At 66.8% G+C, this 15262-nt stretch carries 17 protein-coding genes; 9 read left to right on the forward strand and 8 right to left on the reverse strand.

All coding sequences use genetic code 11. The features are described 5' to 3' along the window. Positions 1–32 precede the first annotated feature (32 nt). Positions 33–938, reverse strand: a complete 906-nt coding sequence (gene gcvA, locus SPHPH_RS0112595) for a transcriptional regulator GcvA (protein ID WP_028967000.1) — start codon at positions 936–938, stop codon at positions 33–35. 84 nt (positions 939–1022) lie between these two features. On the opposite strand from gcvA, the gene SPHPH_RS0112600 reads away from it, so the two are divergent. From SPHPH_RS0112600 to SPHPH_RS0112635, 8 genes are all read left to right on the forward strand, one after another. After that, positions 1023–1184: a hypothetical protein gene (locus SPHPH_RS0112600; RefSeq protein WP_156026009.1), complete on the forward strand. Its 162-nt coding sequence runs from the start codon at positions 1023–1025 to the stop codon at positions 1182–1184. Between the two features lie 280 nt (positions 1185–1464). Beyond that, positions 1465–2622, forward strand: coding sequence for an OpgC family protein (locus SPHPH_RS19745; protein ID WP_051273000.1), 1158 nt, complete (start codon positions 1465–1467; stop codon positions 2620–2622). Continuing rightward, positions 2601–3497 (forward strand): alpha/beta hydrolase, encoded by an 897-nt coding sequence (locus SPHPH_RS0112610; protein WP_238303076.1) that lies wholly within the window; start codon positions 2601–2603, stop codon positions 3495–3497. The genes SPHPH_RS19745 and SPHPH_RS0112610 overlap by 22 nt, the downstream gene beginning before the upstream one ends. A 108-nt stretch (positions 3498–3605) precedes the next feature. Beyond that, positions 3606–4385: a phosphoribosylaminoimidazolesuccinocarboxamide synthase gene (gene purC, locus SPHPH_RS0112615; RefSeq protein WP_028967003.1), complete on the forward strand. Its 780-nt coding sequence runs from the start codon at positions 3606–3608 to the stop codon at positions 4383–4385. 46 nt (positions 4386–4431) lie between these two features. After that, positions 4432–4662: a phosphoribosylformylglycinamidine synthase subunit PurS gene (gene purS / locus SPHPH_RS0112620; RefSeq protein ID WP_028967004.1), complete on the forward strand. Its 231-nt coding sequence runs from the start codon at positions 4432–4434 to the stop codon at positions 4660–4662. After that, positions 4659–5327, forward strand: coding sequence for a phosphoribosylformylglycinamidine synthase subunit PurQ (gene purQ, locus SPHPH_RS0112625; RefSeq protein WP_028967005.1), 669 nt, complete (start codon positions 4659–4661; stop codon positions 5325–5327). Before purS ends, purQ begins: the two co-directional genes overlap by 4 nt. Before the next feature lie 165 nt (positions 5328–5492). Next, positions 5493–6500 (forward strand): glycosyltransferase family 4 protein, encoded by a 1008-nt coding sequence (locus SPHPH_RS0112630; protein WP_028967006.1) that lies wholly within the window; start codon positions 5493–5495, stop codon positions 6498–6500. 108 nt (positions 6501–6608) lie between these two features. Then, entirely contained in the window at positions 6609–7352 is a 744-nt protein-coding gene (locus SPHPH_RS0112635; protein ID WP_028967007.1) for a MauE/DoxX family redox-associated membrane protein, read from the forward strand. 135 nt (positions 7353–7487) lie between these two features. Here the strand turns inward: SPHPH_RS0112635 and SPHPH_RS0112640 are convergent, their stop codons facing one another. Further along, positions 7488–8018, reverse strand: coding sequence for a response regulator transcription factor (locus tag SPHPH_RS0112640; RefSeq protein WP_028967008.1), 531 nt, complete (start codon positions 8016–8018; stop codon positions 7488–7490). Next, a complete protein-coding gene (locus tag SPHPH_RS0112645; RefSeq protein WP_051273001.1) occupies positions 8015–9313 on the reverse strand; it encodes an ATP-binding protein in 1299 nt (432 codons plus the stop codon). Before SPHPH_RS0112645 ends, SPHPH_RS0112640 begins: the two co-directional genes overlap by 4 nt. A gap of 116 nt (positions 9314–9429) precedes the next feature. Between SPHPH_RS0112645 and SPHPH_RS0112650 the strand changes: the two genes are divergently transcribed. Beyond that, complete coding sequence (locus tag SPHPH_RS0112650) at positions 9430–10197, forward strand: helix-turn-helix domain-containing protein (protein WP_028967010.1); 768 nt, start codon at positions 9430–9432, stop codon at positions 10195–10197. A 63-nt stretch (positions 10198–10260) separates the two neighbouring features. On the opposite strand, the gene SPHPH_RS0112655 is transcribed toward SPHPH_RS0112650, so the two are convergent. The 5 genes from SPHPH_RS0112655 to cyoA are packed head-to-tail and all read right to left on the reverse strand — an operon-like array spanning position 10261 to position 15151. Then, positions 10261–10950, reverse strand: coding sequence for an SURF1 family protein (locus SPHPH_RS0112655; RefSeq protein ID WP_156026011.1), 690 nt, complete (start codon positions 10948–10950; stop codon positions 10261–10263). Continuing rightward, positions 10950–11360 (reverse strand): cytochrome o ubiquinol oxidase subunit IV, encoded by a 411-nt coding sequence (gene cyoD, locus SPHPH_RS0112660; RefSeq protein WP_028967012.1) that lies wholly within the window; start codon positions 11358–11360, stop codon positions 10950–10952. Before cyoD ends, SPHPH_RS0112655 begins: the two co-directional genes overlap by 1 nt. Continuing rightward, a complete protein-coding gene (gene cyoC / locus SPHPH_RS0112665; RefSeq protein ID WP_028967013.1) occupies positions 11360–11992 on the reverse strand; it encodes a cytochrome o ubiquinol oxidase subunit III in 633 nt (210 codons plus the stop codon). The genes cyoD and cyoC overlap by 1 nt, the downstream gene beginning before the upstream one ends. A gap of 5 nt (positions 11993–11997) precedes the next feature. Further along, complete coding sequence (cyoB, locus tag SPHPH_RS0112670) at positions 11998–13998, reverse strand: cytochrome o ubiquinol oxidase subunit I (protein ID WP_028967014.1); 2001 nt, start codon at positions 13996–13998, stop codon at positions 11998–12000. A gap of 7 nt (positions 13999–14005) precedes the next feature. Further along, positions 14006–15151: a ubiquinol oxidase subunit II gene (gene cyoA, locus SPHPH_RS0112675; RefSeq protein ID WP_051273002.1), complete on the reverse strand. Its 1146-nt coding sequence runs from the start codon at positions 15149–15151 to the stop codon at positions 14006–14008. Positions 15152–15262 lie beyond the last annotated feature (111 nt).

Consider the following 15262-nt stretch of genomic DNA (forward strand, 5'->3'; position numbering starts at 1 on the left):
CGCGAGGCGACGTTCCACAACCGTTCCGCGCGTCAGCCCGGCGAATCCCCGAGCGTGGCGAGCAACCATTCGCGGAAGCGCTTGATCTTGACCACCTTCGTCCTCGCCTCGGGATAGACCAGCCAATAGGCCTCGCCATCGCTGCCTACATGCGCGAACGGCTGCACCAGCCGCCCGGCGGCGAGATCGTTCTGCCAGAACAGCGGCGTCAGCATCGCGACCCCCTGCCCCGCGACCGCCGCGCGCCCTTCATGCGCCTGCGAATCGAGACGGATACCGGTATGCCGCGCCGCGACCACGTCGAGGCCCGCATCGCGCAACCACGTCGCCCACCACGGATCGTGCGCGCTGATCAGCGGCAGCTGGAGCAGATCGGCAGGCGCGATCGCCCCGCCGTGTCCGGCCAGAAACCCCGGCGAGCACATCGGCGTGAAATCGAGCGCCATCAGCCGATGCGTCACCAGCCCGGGCCACGGGCCCGCGCCCGAGCGGATCGCGACATCGACCTCCTCGGTCACAAAATCGGCGAGGCGGTTGTCGGTCAGCATCCGTACCGCGGTGTCGGGATGCGCGAGCTGGAACCCGCCGAGCCGCCACGCCAGCCACAGGTTGGCGAACGTGTTGGTGGTCGACACGGTCAGCACCGCCTCATCTTCCGCACGCAGCCCGGCAAAGGCCGCATCGATCGAGTCGAACGCCGCGGTAAGCTGCGACGCCGTCCTTCGCCCCGCCTCGGTGAGCAACACGCGCCGTCGTTCGCGGCGGAACAACGGCAAACCCAATCGCTCTTCGAGCAGCCGGATCTGATAACTGACCGCCGCCTGCGTCATTTCCAGCTCTACCGCCGCAGCGGTGAAATTCTCGTGCCGCGCCGCCGCCTCGAAGACGCGAACGGCAGCGAGCGGCGGCAGGTGACGCATCTCCAAAGGATAAGGCATGCTTATCATCTTCGTCCATCGCTTTGTTGGCGCGGATCGGTGCTGCCCCGCATCTTCCACCATGCCCAGCGAAGGAGCATGGACATGAACGCCGACTTCGACAGCGACGCCTACGTCACCCACCGCCGGCATTTCACCCGCACGGTCCACCGGTTCGTTCAGCGTACATTGGCCGGGATGGCGCGGCTACAGCGACGCCAGTTCGCCGCACCGTGGCAGCCTGCGCCCCGCGCGTGCCACGATTAGTGCCGATCACGCCCTCCTTTTTAGTCGCCCCGGACTTGATCCGGGGGCCCGCTTCTTCTTTGCGGCCGAGGTAAAAATTCCCTTGCGACCGAGGTAAAAAGAAGCGGGATCCTGGATCAAGTCCGGGATGACGTCGGTGCACCGGGACGTGGCGGCACGAAAAAGCGGCAGGGCGTGCGCGACGGGTTCGCGCCGGCAGCGCGGGCCGCTATTACGGCCATGCTGCACTGCACCGCAGCCGCGCCCACCCGTTATCCGCAACAGCCCTGGAGCCTGCCGTTTGCCACGTTACGGATTGATCGACGGGCTCCGCGGCTTTTTCCTCGTGTTCATGCTGATCAACCACCTGGTCTTCACCGGGGGTTATTGGATGCAGAACATCAACCACAACAAGCTGGCGTTCGTCGAGGACGCGCAGGGCTTCGTGTTCCTGTCCGGGCTGATGATCGGGCTGGTTTACGGCCGCAAGATGCTCAAGCTCGGCTATGACGAGGCACGACGGCAGATCTGGAAACGCGCGTTCCAGCTGTACCGCTACGCAATGGGCATCGTCGTCGCGGTGCTGATCGCGCGCGCGCTGCTGCCCGGCGCACCGCAGGCGTGGGGCAATTGGCTCGGTCATACCAGCCTGACCGACGACCCCCTGCGGCTTGCGGCAGTCGCGACCTTCCTGTTCCAGCCAACCGTCATGGACATCCTGCCGCAATATGTCCTCTACATGCTGGTCGCGCCGCCGCTGGTGCGCTGGTGCCTCGACGGGCGCGTCGTGCCGGTCGCGACCGCGTCCGTCATATTGTGGATTGCCGGACAGCTCGCGATGCAGCGCTTTGTCACCGATCCGGTCGGCCAATGGGTGACCGCCAGCGACGGGCAGGGGCTGCGCGCCAGCTTCAACCTGCTTGGCTGGCAGCTCGTGTTCTTCTCCGGCATGATCGCCGGCGCGCTGACCGCCGACGGGCGAGTCGACTGGCAGCGCGTGTTCCGCGCCGATTTCGCCACTCCGGCAAAGGTCGCGTTGGCGATCTGCCTGTTCTTCGCGCCGCTGCGGCTGCTCAGCGCGTATGGGATGCTGCCGCAATGGCTGATCGAGAAGATCGACCTGCTCGGCATCCGTGGCGACTTCGGGCCGATCTACCTTATCAACTTCGTCGCCGTGACCACCGGGCTGACGTGGCTGCTGATCGCCGGAAAGGACCACCCCCGCTCCGGCGTGCGACGAGTCGCGGAATGGGCGCGCAGGCTTTTCTCGCTGTCGTTCCTGCGTCTGCTCGGTCGGCACTCGCTGCACGTCTATGTCTGGCACGTCGCGATCGTCTATGCGGTCTATTATGTCGACCAGACTCAGGGGCCGTTCGCGACATGGCTGAAGACCGCAACCGCACTGGCGGGAATCGCGCTACTGGCGTTGCCCGCGGTGTGGCGCGAGCGCCGCAACTGATCGCGCTTGCCGCGGCGTTGCTCGCCACGGCATGTACGACGGCGATGCCGCCAAAGCCGCTCACCTGGGCCGACCTCACCGCACGCCCGCGCGCCACGCCCGACGCCACGATCGCCTATGGCGACGACGCGCTGCAAAAGGTCGACGTCTGGCTGCCCGCGGGACCTGGACCGCATCGTACCGTGTTGATGGTCCACGGCGGCTGCTGGCAGACCGAGATCGCCGACCGCCGGCTGATGGACTGGATCGCCGACGACCTGCGCCGCAGCGGCTATGCGGTGTGGAACATCGACTATCGCGGCGTCGACCGTAGCGGCGGCGGCTATCCCGGCACCTTCGCCGATGCCGCGGCGGCGGCCGACGCACTGCGCACCCATGCCGCGCGCTTCAGGCTCGATACGTCGCACGTCGTCGCGGTCGGCCATTCGGCGGGCGGGCACCTCGCGCTGTGGCTGGCGGCCCGCCCGCGCCTCCCCGCGACCAGCCCGCTCGCCACCCCCGACCCGCTGAAGATCGCGCACGTCATTAGCCTCGGCGGCCTCCCCGATCTCGAAGCCACCGCCACCAGCCCCGACAATGGCTGCGGCACCGAGGTGGTAGCGAAGCTGGTCGGCACCGACCGCGCCGATCCTTATGCCGACACCTCTGTCCCCCGGCTCTTCCCGCTCGGCGTGCCGCAAGACCTCGTCAACGGCCGCGCCGACCGCATCATCCCCTTCCGCATGGCAACCGACTATGTCGCGAAGGCGCGCGCCGCAGGCGACCCCGCAACGGTGCATGAAGTGCCGGACACCGGCCATGTCGAACTGGTCACGCCGGGAACCGCGGCATGGGCAGAGACGAAGCACTTGATCGCGGCAGCATTCGGCCGGTGACGCTGCCGATTTGCAGCCACCGCCCCCTTCCCCTATAGCCGCGACTGATTCCCCGCCCCGGCCGTCCGCAAACCCGCGCCGCCGGGGCGCTTCTTTTCGAGGGCAAGCATGGCACGCAGGCGGCAGATCTACGAAGGCAAGGCGAAGATCCTCTACGAGGGTCCCGAGCCCGGCACGCTGATCCAGTATTTCAAGGATGACGCCACCGCCTTCAACGCCCAGAAAAAGGGCACGATCAACGGCAAGGGCGTGCTCAACAATCGTATCTCCGAGCATATCTTCACGCTGCTCGATCATATCGGCGTGCCGACGCACTTCATCCGTCGCCTCAACATGCGCGAGCAGTTGATCCGGCAGGTCGAAATCGTCCCGATCGAGGTCGTCGTCCGCAACGTCGCCGCCGGCTCGATCAGCAAGCGGCTCGGGATCGAGGAAGGCGTCAAGCTGCCGCGCACGATCCTCGAATATTATTACAAGGACGATGCGCTCGGCGATCCGATGATCTCCGACGAGCATATCGCGGCGTTCGGCTGGGCCAGCCAGGAGGAGATGCACGACATCGCCGATCTGGCGATTCGCGTGAACGACTTCCTGTCGGGGCTGTTCGCGGGCGTCGGCATCCGGCTGGTCGACTTCAAGCTGGAGTTCGGCCGGATCTGGGACAATGACTACGGCCGCATCATCCTCGCCGACGAGATCAGCCCGGACGGCTGCCGGCTGTGGGACATGGCCTCGAACGAGAAGCTCGACAAGGATCGCTTCCGCCGGGACATGGGCGGCGAGGTCGAGGCCTATCAGGAAGTTGCGCGCCGGCTCGGCCTGTTGCCGGAAGGCGGCGACACCGCGGTGCTCGACCTCGAAGAGCATCGCAAGAGCCGCGGCAAGTAACCGCCACGCTTGCCCCGGCGCGCGCGCCGGGGCATAGCGCGCGGCCATGAAACTTCGCATCTACGTGACGCTCAAGCCCGGCGTGCTCGACCCGCAGGGCAAGGCGATCGAACACGCCCTTTCGGGGCTCGGCTTCTCGGGCGTCGATAGCGCGCGGGTCGGCAAGCTGATCGAGCTGGAGGTCGCCGACGACACCGCCGATGCGGACGTCGACGCGATGTGCCGGCAGCTGCTCGCCAACACCGTCATCGAAAATTACCGGATCGAGCGCGCGTGAAGACCGCGGTCATCGTCTTCCCCGGCTCCAACTGCGACCGCGATATCGCGGTGGCGCTGGAGCAGGCGACCGGCACCGCGCCGCACATGGTGTGGCACCGCGACACCGAGCTGCCCGCCGGGATCGGCGTGGTGGCGGTACCCGGCGGCTTCTCCTACGGCGACTATCTGCGCTCCGGCGCGCTGGCCGCACGCTCGCCGATCATGACCGCGGTGCGCGAACAGGCGGCGCGCGGGCTGAAGGTGCTGGGCGTCTGCAACGGCTTTCAGGTGCTGACCGAGGCCGGGCTGCTGCCCGGCGCGCTGATGCGCAACGCCGGGCTCAACTTCGTCTGCCGCGACGTCGCGCTGACCGTCGAGAATGCCGGCACCGTCTTCACCCGCGGCTACACGGCCGGCGAGCAGGTCCGCTTCCCGGTCGCGCACCATGACGGCAATTACGTCGCCGACCCCGAAACGCTCGACCGTCTGGAGGGCGAAGGCCAGGTCGCGTTCCGCTATGCCGAGCCGGTCAACGGCAGCGCGCGCAACATCGCCGGGATCGTCAGCGCCGACGGCAATGTGCTCGGCATGATGCCGCACCCCGAGCGTCGCATCGAACCCGCGCACGGCGGCGACGATGGCAAGCGGATGTTCGCCGGACTGCTGGAGGCGGTGGGGGCATAAGCCTCCCCGCCGCCCCGGCCCCTGCGACCAGCGCCGGAGTGCGTTGATCGGAAGCCCGGCCTTTCATCTGCGGTTCGCTTGCTCTCGCTGGACCGCCGAGCGAAATCGGGTCGTTCGGCTCCGGCCGCTTCCGCGGCGCACCTACGAACGACAGGATCACCGCCGATGAAGATCGCCATGCTCGCCCCGATCGCGTGGCGCACCCCGCCGCGCCATTACGGTCCGTGGGAACTCGTCACCCATCTGCTTACCGAGGCGCTGGTCGAACGCGGCGTCGACGTCACGCTGTTCGCGACGCTCGACAGCATCACCGCTGCCACGCTCGACGGCGTCGTCCCCGCCCCCTACTCCGAAGACCCGCGCATCGACGCGAAGGTGTGGGAATATCGCCACCTCAGCCACCTGTTCGCACAGGCGGACCGGTTCGACCTGATCCACAATCAGGCCGATTTCCCCGCGCACGCCTTCGCGCCGCTGGTCGACACGCCGATGGTGACGACGATCCACGGCTTCTCGTCGGATCGCATCCTGCCGATGTACGCACCCTTTCAGGACCGCGTGCATTATGTCGCGATCAGCGATGCCGACCGGCACCCCGACCTGCGGTACGCCGCGACGATCCACCACGGCATCCCGCTCGACGATTTCCGCTTCGACCCCATCGGCAGCGACGACCTGCTGTTCTTCGGCCGGCTTCATCCCGACAAGGGCGCGGCGGAGGCGATCGCGGCGGCGCGCGCAGCGGGGCGCGCACTGAACCTCTACGGGATCGTGCAGGATCAGGGCTATCACGACCGCGCGGTCGCCCCGGCGCTCGACGATCGCATCCGCTATCACGGCGCGGTCGGGGGCGAGGCGCGCGTCGCGGCGCTGGGCGAGGCGCGCGCGCTGCTCCACCTCATCAACTTCGACGAGCCGTTCGGCCTGTCGGTGATCGAGGCGATGGCGTGCGGGACGCCGGTGATCGCCACGCGTCGCGGCTCAATGCCAGAGCTGATCGAGGACGGCGTCACGGGCTTTCTGGTCGACACGCCCGAGCAAGCGGTCGCCGCGATCGAACGCACGAGCGACATCGATCGCGCCGCCTGCCGCCGGGCGGTCGCTGAGCGGTTCAGCGTCGCGCGGATGGCCGACGAGTATATCGCGCTCTACCGAAATATTCTGGGACGCTAACCTACCTTCGTCATTGCGAGCGCAGCGAAGCAATCCAGTGCTGGCGCGCGGAACACTGGATTGCTTCGCTGCGCTCGCAATGACGGCAACTCGGCCTATCTTCGTGGCATGATCCCGACGACCGACAAGCGCGCCACGCTCTACCGGATGGTAATGCCCACGCACACCTGTCCGTATGGCGTGAAGGCCAAGGACCTGTTGCAGCGGCGCGGCTATGCGGTCGACGATCATTGGCTGCGCACCCGCGAGGAAACCGACGCCTTCAAGGCCGAGCATGGCGTCAAAACCACGCCGCAAACCTTCATCGATGGCGAGCGGGTCGGCGGCTATGACGACCTGCGCCGCTTCTTCGGCCTCCATGTGCCCACGCCCGGCGAGACGAGCTACCGCCCGGTGCTGGCAGTGTTTGCGATGACCGCGCTGATGTCGCTCGCGGCGAGCACCGCCGAGTTCGGGACGCCGTTGACGATCCGGGCCGCGGAATGGTTTATCTCGTTCAGCATGTGCGTGCTCGCGCTGCTCAAGCTGCAAGATGTCGAAACCTTCTCGACGATGTTCCTCAACTACGATCTGCTGGCAAAACGCTGGGTGCGTTACGGCTACGTCTATCCGTTCGCCGAAGGGCTGGCGGGGGTGCTGATGACCGCGCATGTCGCGAACTGGCTGTCGGTGCCGGTCGCGCTGTTCATCGGGACGGTCGGCGCGGTGTCGGTGTTCAAGGCGGTCTACATCGACAAGCGCGAACTCAAGTGCGCCTGCGTCGGCGGCGCGACCCGCGTACCGCTGGGGTTCGTGTCGCTCACCGAAAACGTCATGATGATCGCGATGGCGGCGTGGATGGTCGCCGCATAGCCGTCGCCCCTGCGCAGGCAGAGGCCCATGGCTGTGTCGTGCCGCGGTAAGCCTGACACACGAGAGACATCCCTGTGTCAGACTTGACGCGACATTCGACAGACATAGGCCCCTGCCTCCGCAGGGGCGTCGGGGCTACAAATGCCGCTTCCCCAGCTTCCGCGCCAGCGTCCGCCGGTGCATCCCCAGCCGCCGCGCCGCTTCCGAAACGTTGAACCCGCAATCCGCCAGCGTCTGGTGGATATGCTCCCATTCCAGCGTCCGCAGCGAGGTGGGCGGCGCGACCAGTTCGACGCTGGCGTCGCCCTCGCCGCTCGCCTGGAACGCCGCCTCGATGTCATCGGAATTGGCCGGCTTCGACAGATAGTTCGTCGCCCCCAGCTTCACCGCCTCGACCGCGGTCGCGATGCTGGCGAAGCCGGTCAGCACCACGATCCGCATCTCCGCGTCGCGCGCATGGAGCCGCGCGACGCACGTCAGCCCGGAGGCATTGCCAAGCCGCAGGTCGACCACCGCATGATCGGGCTTCAGCGCATCCACCGCCGCGTCGAGATCGTCGGGATCGGTGATCGCGCGGACCTGATAGCCGCGCCGCTCGAACGACCGCGCCAGCGTCCGCGCGAACACCTCGTCATCCTCGACGATCAACAGCCGCCGCTCGCTCATGCGCCTTCCTCCGGGATCGAGATCGCCGCGATCGGCAGCGTCAGCGTCACCTCGCCCCCGCCCCCTTCGCGGTTGCGCGCCGACACGGTGCCGCCCAGCGTCCGCAACACGTTGACCGCCAGGAAAAGCCCCAGCCCCGCGCCGCGCCGCGTCTTGGTGCTCATATAGGGCTTGCCGAGCCCGTCGAGGATCGCTGGCGCGAACCCGCGCCCGTCGTCGCGCACCGACAGCACCAGCCGGTCGCCGTCCCACCACGCGCACAGCGCGATCGTGCGCCCGCCCGCCTCCAGCGCATTGTCGAGCAAATTGGTGATCGTCTGCGCCAGCGCCTTGTCGGCGACGATTCGCGGGTCGCCGGTCATCAGATGCTCATAGGCGGCGGCGACCTGCGTCTTGCCGCGCCAGTCGCCGACGATCCCCGACAGGAAGGTCTTGAGCGTGGTGCGCACCGGCCCCATCCCGCGCACCTCGCCCGAGGCGAGCAGCACCTGGCTGAGAATGTCCTTGCAGCGCGTCACCTCGGTGCGCATGTCGTCGAGATCGGCGAGCAGCGCCGGCGAGGCGGCGATCGCGGGTTCGCGCCGCCAGTCGCCCAGCATCACCGCGATCGACGACAACGGCGTCCCCAGTTCATGCGCTGCGCCGCTGGCGAGCAGCCCCATGCGGACGATATGCTCCTCCTCGGCGGCGCGCTGACGCAGCGCGGCGAGCCGCGCGTCATGTTCGGAGACGTTGCGGACGATCCGCGTCACGAACAGCGCCAGCAAGGTGGCGGTGAGTGTGAAATTGAACCAGCTTCCCGCGACATAGGGGGTCGATAGCGTCGAGGCCCAGCCGCGCGGCAGTGCGAACGGTGGTGCGGCGTGCGCCAGCCATGCGAACAGGGCGCTGCTGAGCGCGACCATCGCCCAGCTCGCATGATCGCGCAGCAGCAGCGCGGCGATCACGACTTGCAGCAGGAACAAGGTGACGAACGGATTGCCGACCCCGCCGCTGAGATACAGCTGCGTCGTCAGGCACGCGACATCGACCAGCAGCGTCGCGAACAGCGCGCCATAAGTGATCGGCCGCCGCCCGACGATCTGCGCGATCGCGAGATTGAGCGCGACCAGCACGGCGACCGCGCCCAGCATCGGCACCAGCGGCAGGTGCACCCCGACGACGAAATGGACGAGCAGGATCGTCGCGAGCTGCCCGCCGACCGCCAGCCAGCGCAGGATCGACAACAGCCGCACGTTGCGCCGCCCGGCGTCCTCGCGCAGCCCGGTTCCGGCGATGATGTCAGACGCGGCCATCGCCGCTCCATAGGGCGGATCGGGTCGGGAGCGCCATTGGTCAGATCGTCTCGATGGTGGAACCGCACGCGTGTCGGTCGTAGGAGACGGTCGGGGAAATTACCGCCGACAAGTCCATGCAAAGCCGCATCCAGACGCTCACCGACCGGGAAAAGCAGACGCTCAGGCTGCTGCTGAAGGGCCATGACGCGAAGTCCATTGCGCGGACGCTCGACCTGTCGGTGCATACCATCAACGAACGACTGCGCGGCGCCCGCCGAAAATTGGAGGTCGCCAGCAGCAGGGAAGCCGCGCGACTGCTGGCGGAGACCGAGCAGGCGCGCCCCCAGGAATTGGGGGACGACACTTTCGGGGTAACCGACTCCGCAACGAACGTGCTTTCCGCCGCTCCACCAGACCGAGCGGGCAGGACGCTTCGCTTCGCCTGGCTGAGTGGAGGGATGTTCGTCATGTCGCTTTTGATCGCCGCCTTTGCCGTCGTCGCCGTCATCAACACCGAAGCGCCTCCGCAAAGTGCGAGCCCCACGTCAGCGGCCACCGCACCATCGCCGGCGTCCGATCCGGCGGTGCAAGCGGCGGCGCTCAACTGGCTGGCGCTGATCGACCAATATCGCTGGACTGACAGCTGGAGCGCCGCCGCGGCGCTGTTCCGGGCGCAACTGAGTGCCGCGCAATGGGAAGCGATGGTCCAGCCGATAAGAAAGCCGCTCGGCGCACCCACGTCGCGCACTTTCCTGAGCGCGACGCACACCACCTCGCCGCAGGGCAGCTATGAGGTGGTGCAGTTCCGTACCGACTTCGCCAAACAGCGCGGTACCGTCGAGACGGTGACGATGGCCCGCGACGGTGACGGGTGGCGGACGGTCGGATATTTCATCAAGTGACCGATCGTTGATGTCCGCCACGACGCCGCTTCCTCGCCTACAACCTGGAAGCGGCAACCGGGCCTAGACGCTCGCCTCGCTCCGTCCGCGCGCGACGCGCCATGCGAAATACGCCATCATCGCCGCGAGCCCGAACCACGTCAGCGCGTAGACGAGGTGATTGTTGCGGAACCGCACCACCGTCAGCCCGCCGCGCGGCCATTGCGCGCCCGGTACCGCGTCAGCATCAATGAAATAGGGTGCGACCGGCCCCAACCGGCGCGCGCGGGCAATGGCGGCGGTGTCTCGTGAATACCAGCGGTCGGCGGCGGGCTCGTTGTCGCGGAGGAAGCCACCGTCAGGCTCGGTGACCCGCAGTAGGCCGGTGACGCGCGCCGGGCCGCTCGGCCGAGCGATCGCCTTGCGATCGCCGGCGGGCACGAAGCCGCGGTTCACGAGAATCGTACCGCTCGCGGTCTCGAGCGGCGAGAGCACCCAGTAACCCGCGCCATAATCGGTGACCGCCTGCGTGAACACCGGCGAGACCGCGCGCCATGTGCCGGCGGCGGTGATGCGACGGTAGGCGTCGTCGTCGGTGATCGTCGCCCAGCGCGCACGCGGCGGCGCGGGCTGCGCAGGCGCGGCGAGTCGCGCCTCGACACGGTCGATCAGCGCGAGCTTCCACGCGCGCCGCTCGACCTGCCACACACCAAGCCCCGCCAGCACCGCCGCGAGCAGCAGCGCGACGCCGGCAAGGGCCCAGCGCGCGCGCATCACATGCCGCCGCTTGACATCTCTCCGCCCATGCCCGGCATCATGTTGAGGTTCATGTGGTACATGACCCACAGCGACCCGGCGATCACGATCAGCACGATGATCGCGGTGAAGATCAGCGCCAGCATCGTCCAGCCGTTCTCGGACTTGGTGTTCATGTGCAGGAAGTAGATCATGTGGACGAAGATCTGCACCATCGCCAGCGCCATCACGATCCCGGCGGTGACGCGCGGATCGGAGATCACGCCGGTCATCACCAGCCCGAAGGCGGGCGCGGTCAGCAGCACCGAAAGGATGAAGCCGATCCAGTACTCGCGGCGCGAGCCATGCGCGGCACCGCCGTGATGGTCGTGCGCGTCGTGGTGGCCGTGACCGGCATCGTGGCCGTGGCCGTGCGTATCGGCGCTCATCAGCGGAGCACTCCCAGCAGATAGACGAAGGTGAAGACGCCGATCCAGATGACGTCGAGGAAGTGCCAGAACAGCGACAGGCACTGCAGGCGGCGCAGGTTGGCCGGCTCCAGCCCGCGGCGCGCGACCTGCACCATCAGCGTCACCAGCCAGATGATGCCGAAGGTGACGTGCAGGCCGTGCGTGCCGACCAATGTGAAGAACGACGACAGGAACGCCGACCGCCACGGGCCCGCGCCCTCGTGGATCAGGTTGCTGAACTCGTACAGTTCGATCGACAGGAACGCCGCACCGAAGACACCGGTAATCGCAAGCCAGCGCAGGGTCGCCGCCTTGTTCTGCTCGTCGGCGTTGATCATCGCAAAGCCATAGGTGATCGACGACAGCAGCAGCGCGGTCGTGTTCACCGCCACCAGCGGCAGCTCGAACAACTCCTTGGGCCCCGGCCCGCCGGCATAGCTGCCGCCGTACACGCCATAGGCCGCAAACAGCATCGCGAAGATGAGGCAGTCGCTCATCAGGTACAGCCAGAACCCCAGCATCGTGCTGGCGCCGGGCGGATGCTCGTGCTCGTCCAGATCGTAATAGGACGGGGCCGCGGTGCCCGGGGCCGTCTGCGTCGTCGTGCTCATCTCGCTCACACCCCCGCCTGCTGGAGCGCGCGGGTGCGCGCATCCTCGCTGTTGACGACATCCTCGGCGGGAATGTGGAAGTCGCGGTCATAGTTGAAGGTGTGCCCGATCGCGGTCGCGATCAGCGCGACGAACGCCACCGCCGCCAGCCACCAGATGTACCAGATCATCGCCACGCCGAAGACCGTCGACAGCCCGGCCAGGATCACGCCGGCGCCGGTGTTCTTCGGCATGTGGATCGCACGGAACCCGGTGGTCGGCCGCTCGGCCTTCTTCGACTTCATGTCGTGCCACGCGTCGAGATCATGGACGACCGGCGAGAAGGCGAAATTATAGGCCGGCGGCGGCGACGAGGTCGCCCACTCCAGCGTGCGCCCGTTCCACGGATCGCCCGTGAAATCGCGCAGCTTCTCGCGGTCGCGGATGCTGACGTAGAATTGCATCAGCATGGCGCCGATCCCGGCGGCGATGATCAGCGCACCGATCGCGGCGATCACGAACCAGATCTGCAGCGACGGGTCCTCAAAGGCGCGCAGGCGGCGGGTGACGCCCATCAGCCCCAGCACGTAGAGCGGGGTGAACGCGACCCAGAAGCCGACGACCCAGCACCAGAAGCTGATCGTGCCCCAGAACTTGTCGAGCTTGAACCCGAACGCCTTGGGCCACCAGTAATTCACGCCCGCGAACATCCCGAACAGCACGCCGCCGATGATGACGTTGTGGAAGTGCGCAATCAAGAACAGCGAATTGTGGAACTGGAAGTCGGCCGGCGGCACCGCGAGCATCACCCCGGTCATCCCGCCGATCACGAAGGTCAGCATGAACGCGATCGCCCACATCATCGGCAGCTCGAAGCGGATCCGGCCACGATACATCGTGAACAGCCAGTTGAAGATCTTCGCGCCGGTCGGGATCGAGATGATCATCGTCGTGATGCCGAAGAAGCTGTTGACGCTGGCGCCCGAGCCCATCGTGAAGAAATGGTGCAGCCACACGAGATACGACAGGATGCAGATGACGATCAGCGCGTAGACCATCGACGTATAGCCGAACAGCCGCTTGCCCGAGAAGGTCGAGACGACCTCCGAGAACACGCCGAACGCCGGCAGGATCAGGATGTACACCTCCGGGTGGCCCCAGATCCAGATCATGTTCACGTACATCATCGGGTTGCCCCCGCCGGTGTTCGTGAAGAAGTTGGTGCCGACGTAACGGTCGAGGCTGAGCATCGCGAGCACCGCGGTCAGCACCGGGAAGGCCGCGACGATCAGGACGTTGGTGACCAGCGCCGACCAGGTGAAGATCGGCATCTGCATCAGGCTCATGCCCGGCGCGCGCATCTTGATGATCGTCGCCAGCAGGTTGACGCCCGACAGCAACGTCCCGACACCCGCGATCTGCAAGGCCCAGATATAATAATCGACGCCGACATCGGGCGAGTAATCGAGCCCCGAGAGCGGCGCCATCGCCAGCCAGCCGGTCCGCGCGAACTCGCCGACGAACAGGCTCATCATCACGGTCACCGCGCCGCTGACCGTCATCCAGAAGCTGAAATTGTTCAGGAACGGGAAGCTGACGTCGCGCGCGCCGATCTGGAGCGGGACGACATAGTTCATCAGCCCCGTGACGAATGGCATCGCCACAAAGAAGATCATGATGACGCCGTGCGCGGTGAACACCTGGTCATAATGGTGCGCGGGCAGGAAGCCTTCGCTGCCGTTGAAGGCGACCGCCTGCTGCGCGCGCATCATCAACGCGTCGGCAAAGCCGCGCAGGAACATGATGAGCGCCAGCACGATGTACATGATGCCGATCTTCTTGTGATCGACGCTGGTGAACCACTCCTTCCAGAGATAGCCCCAGAGCTTGAAATAGGTGAGCGCGCCCAACACCGCCGCGCCGCCGATCGCGACCATGATGAAGGTCCCGACGAGGATCGGCTCGTGGATCGGAAAGCTCTCGAGCGTCAGCCGCCCGAAGATCGTCTTGATGAGGTCGTCCGACATGATGTCCTCAAGCCTCCTTGGAGGCGTTGGCGCGCCGCAGCGCGGGAATTTCAGGCCCGGATTTATCGAGCATGGTCATATCGCGGTTGCCCGCGCCCGGATCGTTCGATCCCGGTGCCGCGCCCTGAGGCGCGGTCGAGTGCGGACTCTCGCCCTTCTGCGAAGGATCGCGGGTCAGCGCACCCTCGGGTTCGTCACTGCGTTGCGGCCGGTCGTTCACCGCCGGGCCGGCGTGCGACATGTTTTCCATGCAGTTCGTGCCCGGCTTCGTGCACATCGCGACGACGCGCTTGAACAACGCCGGGTCAACCGACGCGAAGCCAATCGGGCGCACCTTCTCGCTCGGCTTGGCCAGCTTCAGATAAGTGGCGTTGTCGAGCTGCCAGCGGTTGAGCTTCACGCCCGCGACCCATTGGTCGAAGCGCGCCGGGGTCACCGAATGCGTCCAGAACGTCATGTGCGAGAAGCCGGCGCCCGAATAGTTGCCAGAACGGCCCTCGAACTTGCCCGTCCGGTTCAGCACACCGTGTAGCACCGTCTCCATCCCCGGCATCGTGTAGATCATGCCCGCCATCGCCGGCACCCAGAGCGCGTTCATCACGCTCGACGAGGTCATGGTGAACTTCACCGGGCGGTCGACCGGCACGACCAGCTCGTTGACCGTCGCCACGCCCTGTTCGGGATAGATGAACAGCCATTTCCAGTCGAGCGCGACGACCTGCACCTCCAGCGGCTTCACGTTCGCCGCCACCGGCTTGCCCGGCGCGGTGCGCGCCAGCGGGCGATACGGATCAAGCGTATGCGTGCCGACCCAGGTCAAGGCGCCGAGCGCAATGATGATGAGCAGCGGCGCGGACCAGATCACCAGCTCCAGCCCGGTCGAGTGATCCCAGTCCGGCTCGTAGCTCGCCTCGGTGTTCGACTCGCGATACCGCCATGCGAACACCACCACCAATGCCATCACCGGCACGATGATCAGCAGCATCAGCACGACCGACCACACGATCAGGCTGGATTCCTGCACCGCAACATCGCCCGCGGGGCGCATCACAACGGTGTTGCACCCGCCGAGCGCGGCCAGCGCGGCCGCGGCGGCGAGGTGACGGACGAAGGGCGTGCGGCCGGGCGCACGTCTGGCGGGACGACGGGTCATGCGGCGCGAGCTAGGCTTTGCTGCGGCGCAGCGGAATAGGACATTTTGTCCCATCCACGCGCGGAATGGTTTAGGGTAGGGCTCCGCCGGAAACCGTCCGTCCGACCGATC

It is taken from the genome of Sphingomonas phyllosphaerae FA2 (assembly GCF_000427645.1).
Classification (GTDB): domain Bacteria; phylum Pseudomonadota; class Alphaproteobacteria; order Sphingomonadales; family Sphingomonadaceae; genus Sphingomonas; species Sphingomonas phyllosphaerae.

Excerpts from the sequence above, each read along its gene's own strand:
- gcvA (WP_028967000.1), bottom strand. The coding sequence starts at position 938 with ATGCCTTATCCTTTGGAGATGCGTCACCTGCCGCCGCTCGCTGCCGTT.
- SPHPH_RS0112600 (WP_156026009.1), top strand. The coding sequence starts at position 1,023 with ATGAACGCCGACTTCGACAGCGACGCCTACGTCACCCACCGCCGGCAT.
- purC (WP_028967003.1), top strand. The coding sequence starts at position 3,606 with ATGGCACGCAGGCGGCAGATCTACGAAGGCAAGGCGAAGATCCTCTAC.
- purS (WP_028967004.1), top strand. The coding sequence starts at position 4,432 with ATGAAACTTCGCATCTACGTGACGCTCAAGCCCGGCGTGCTCGACCCG.
- SPHPH_RS0112630 (WP_028967006.1), top strand. The coding sequence starts at position 5,493 with ATGAAGATCGCCATGCTCGCCCCGATCGCGTGGCGCACCCCGCCGCGC.
- SPHPH_RS0112635 (WP_028967007.1), top strand. The coding sequence starts at position 6,609 with ATGATCCCGACGACCGACAAGCGCGCCACGCTCTACCGGATGGTAATG.
- SPHPH_RS0112640 (WP_028967008.1), bottom strand. The coding sequence starts at position 8,018 with ATGAGCGAGCGGCGGCTGTTGATCGTCGAGGATGACGAGGTGTTCGCG.
- SPHPH_RS0112645 (WP_051273001.1), bottom strand. The coding sequence starts at position 9,313 with ATGGCCGCGTCTGACATCATCGCCGGAACCGGGCTGCGCGAGGACGCC.
- SPHPH_RS0112650 (WP_028967010.1), top strand. The coding sequence starts at position 9,430 with ATGCAAAGCCGCATCCAGACGCTCACCGACCGGGAAAAGCAGACGCTC.
- SPHPH_RS0112655 (WP_156026011.1), bottom strand. The coding sequence starts at position 10,950 with ATGCGCGCGCGCTGGGCCCTTGCCGGCGTCGCGCTGCTGCTCGCGGCG.
- cyoD (WP_028967012.1), bottom strand. The coding sequence starts at position 11,360 with ATGAGCGCCGATACGCACGGCCACGGCCACGATGCCGGTCACGGCCAC.
- cyoC (WP_028967013.1), bottom strand. The coding sequence starts at position 11,992 with ATGAGCACGACGACGCAGACGGCCCCGGGCACCGCGGCCCCGTCCTAT.
- cyoB (WP_028967014.1), bottom strand. The coding sequence starts at position 13,998 with ATGTCGGACGACCTCATCAAGACGATCTTCGGGCGGCTGACGCTCGAG.
- cyoA (WP_051273002.1), bottom strand. The coding sequence starts at position 15,151 with ATGACCCGTCGTCCCGCCAGACGTGCGCCCGGCCGCACGCCCTTCGTC.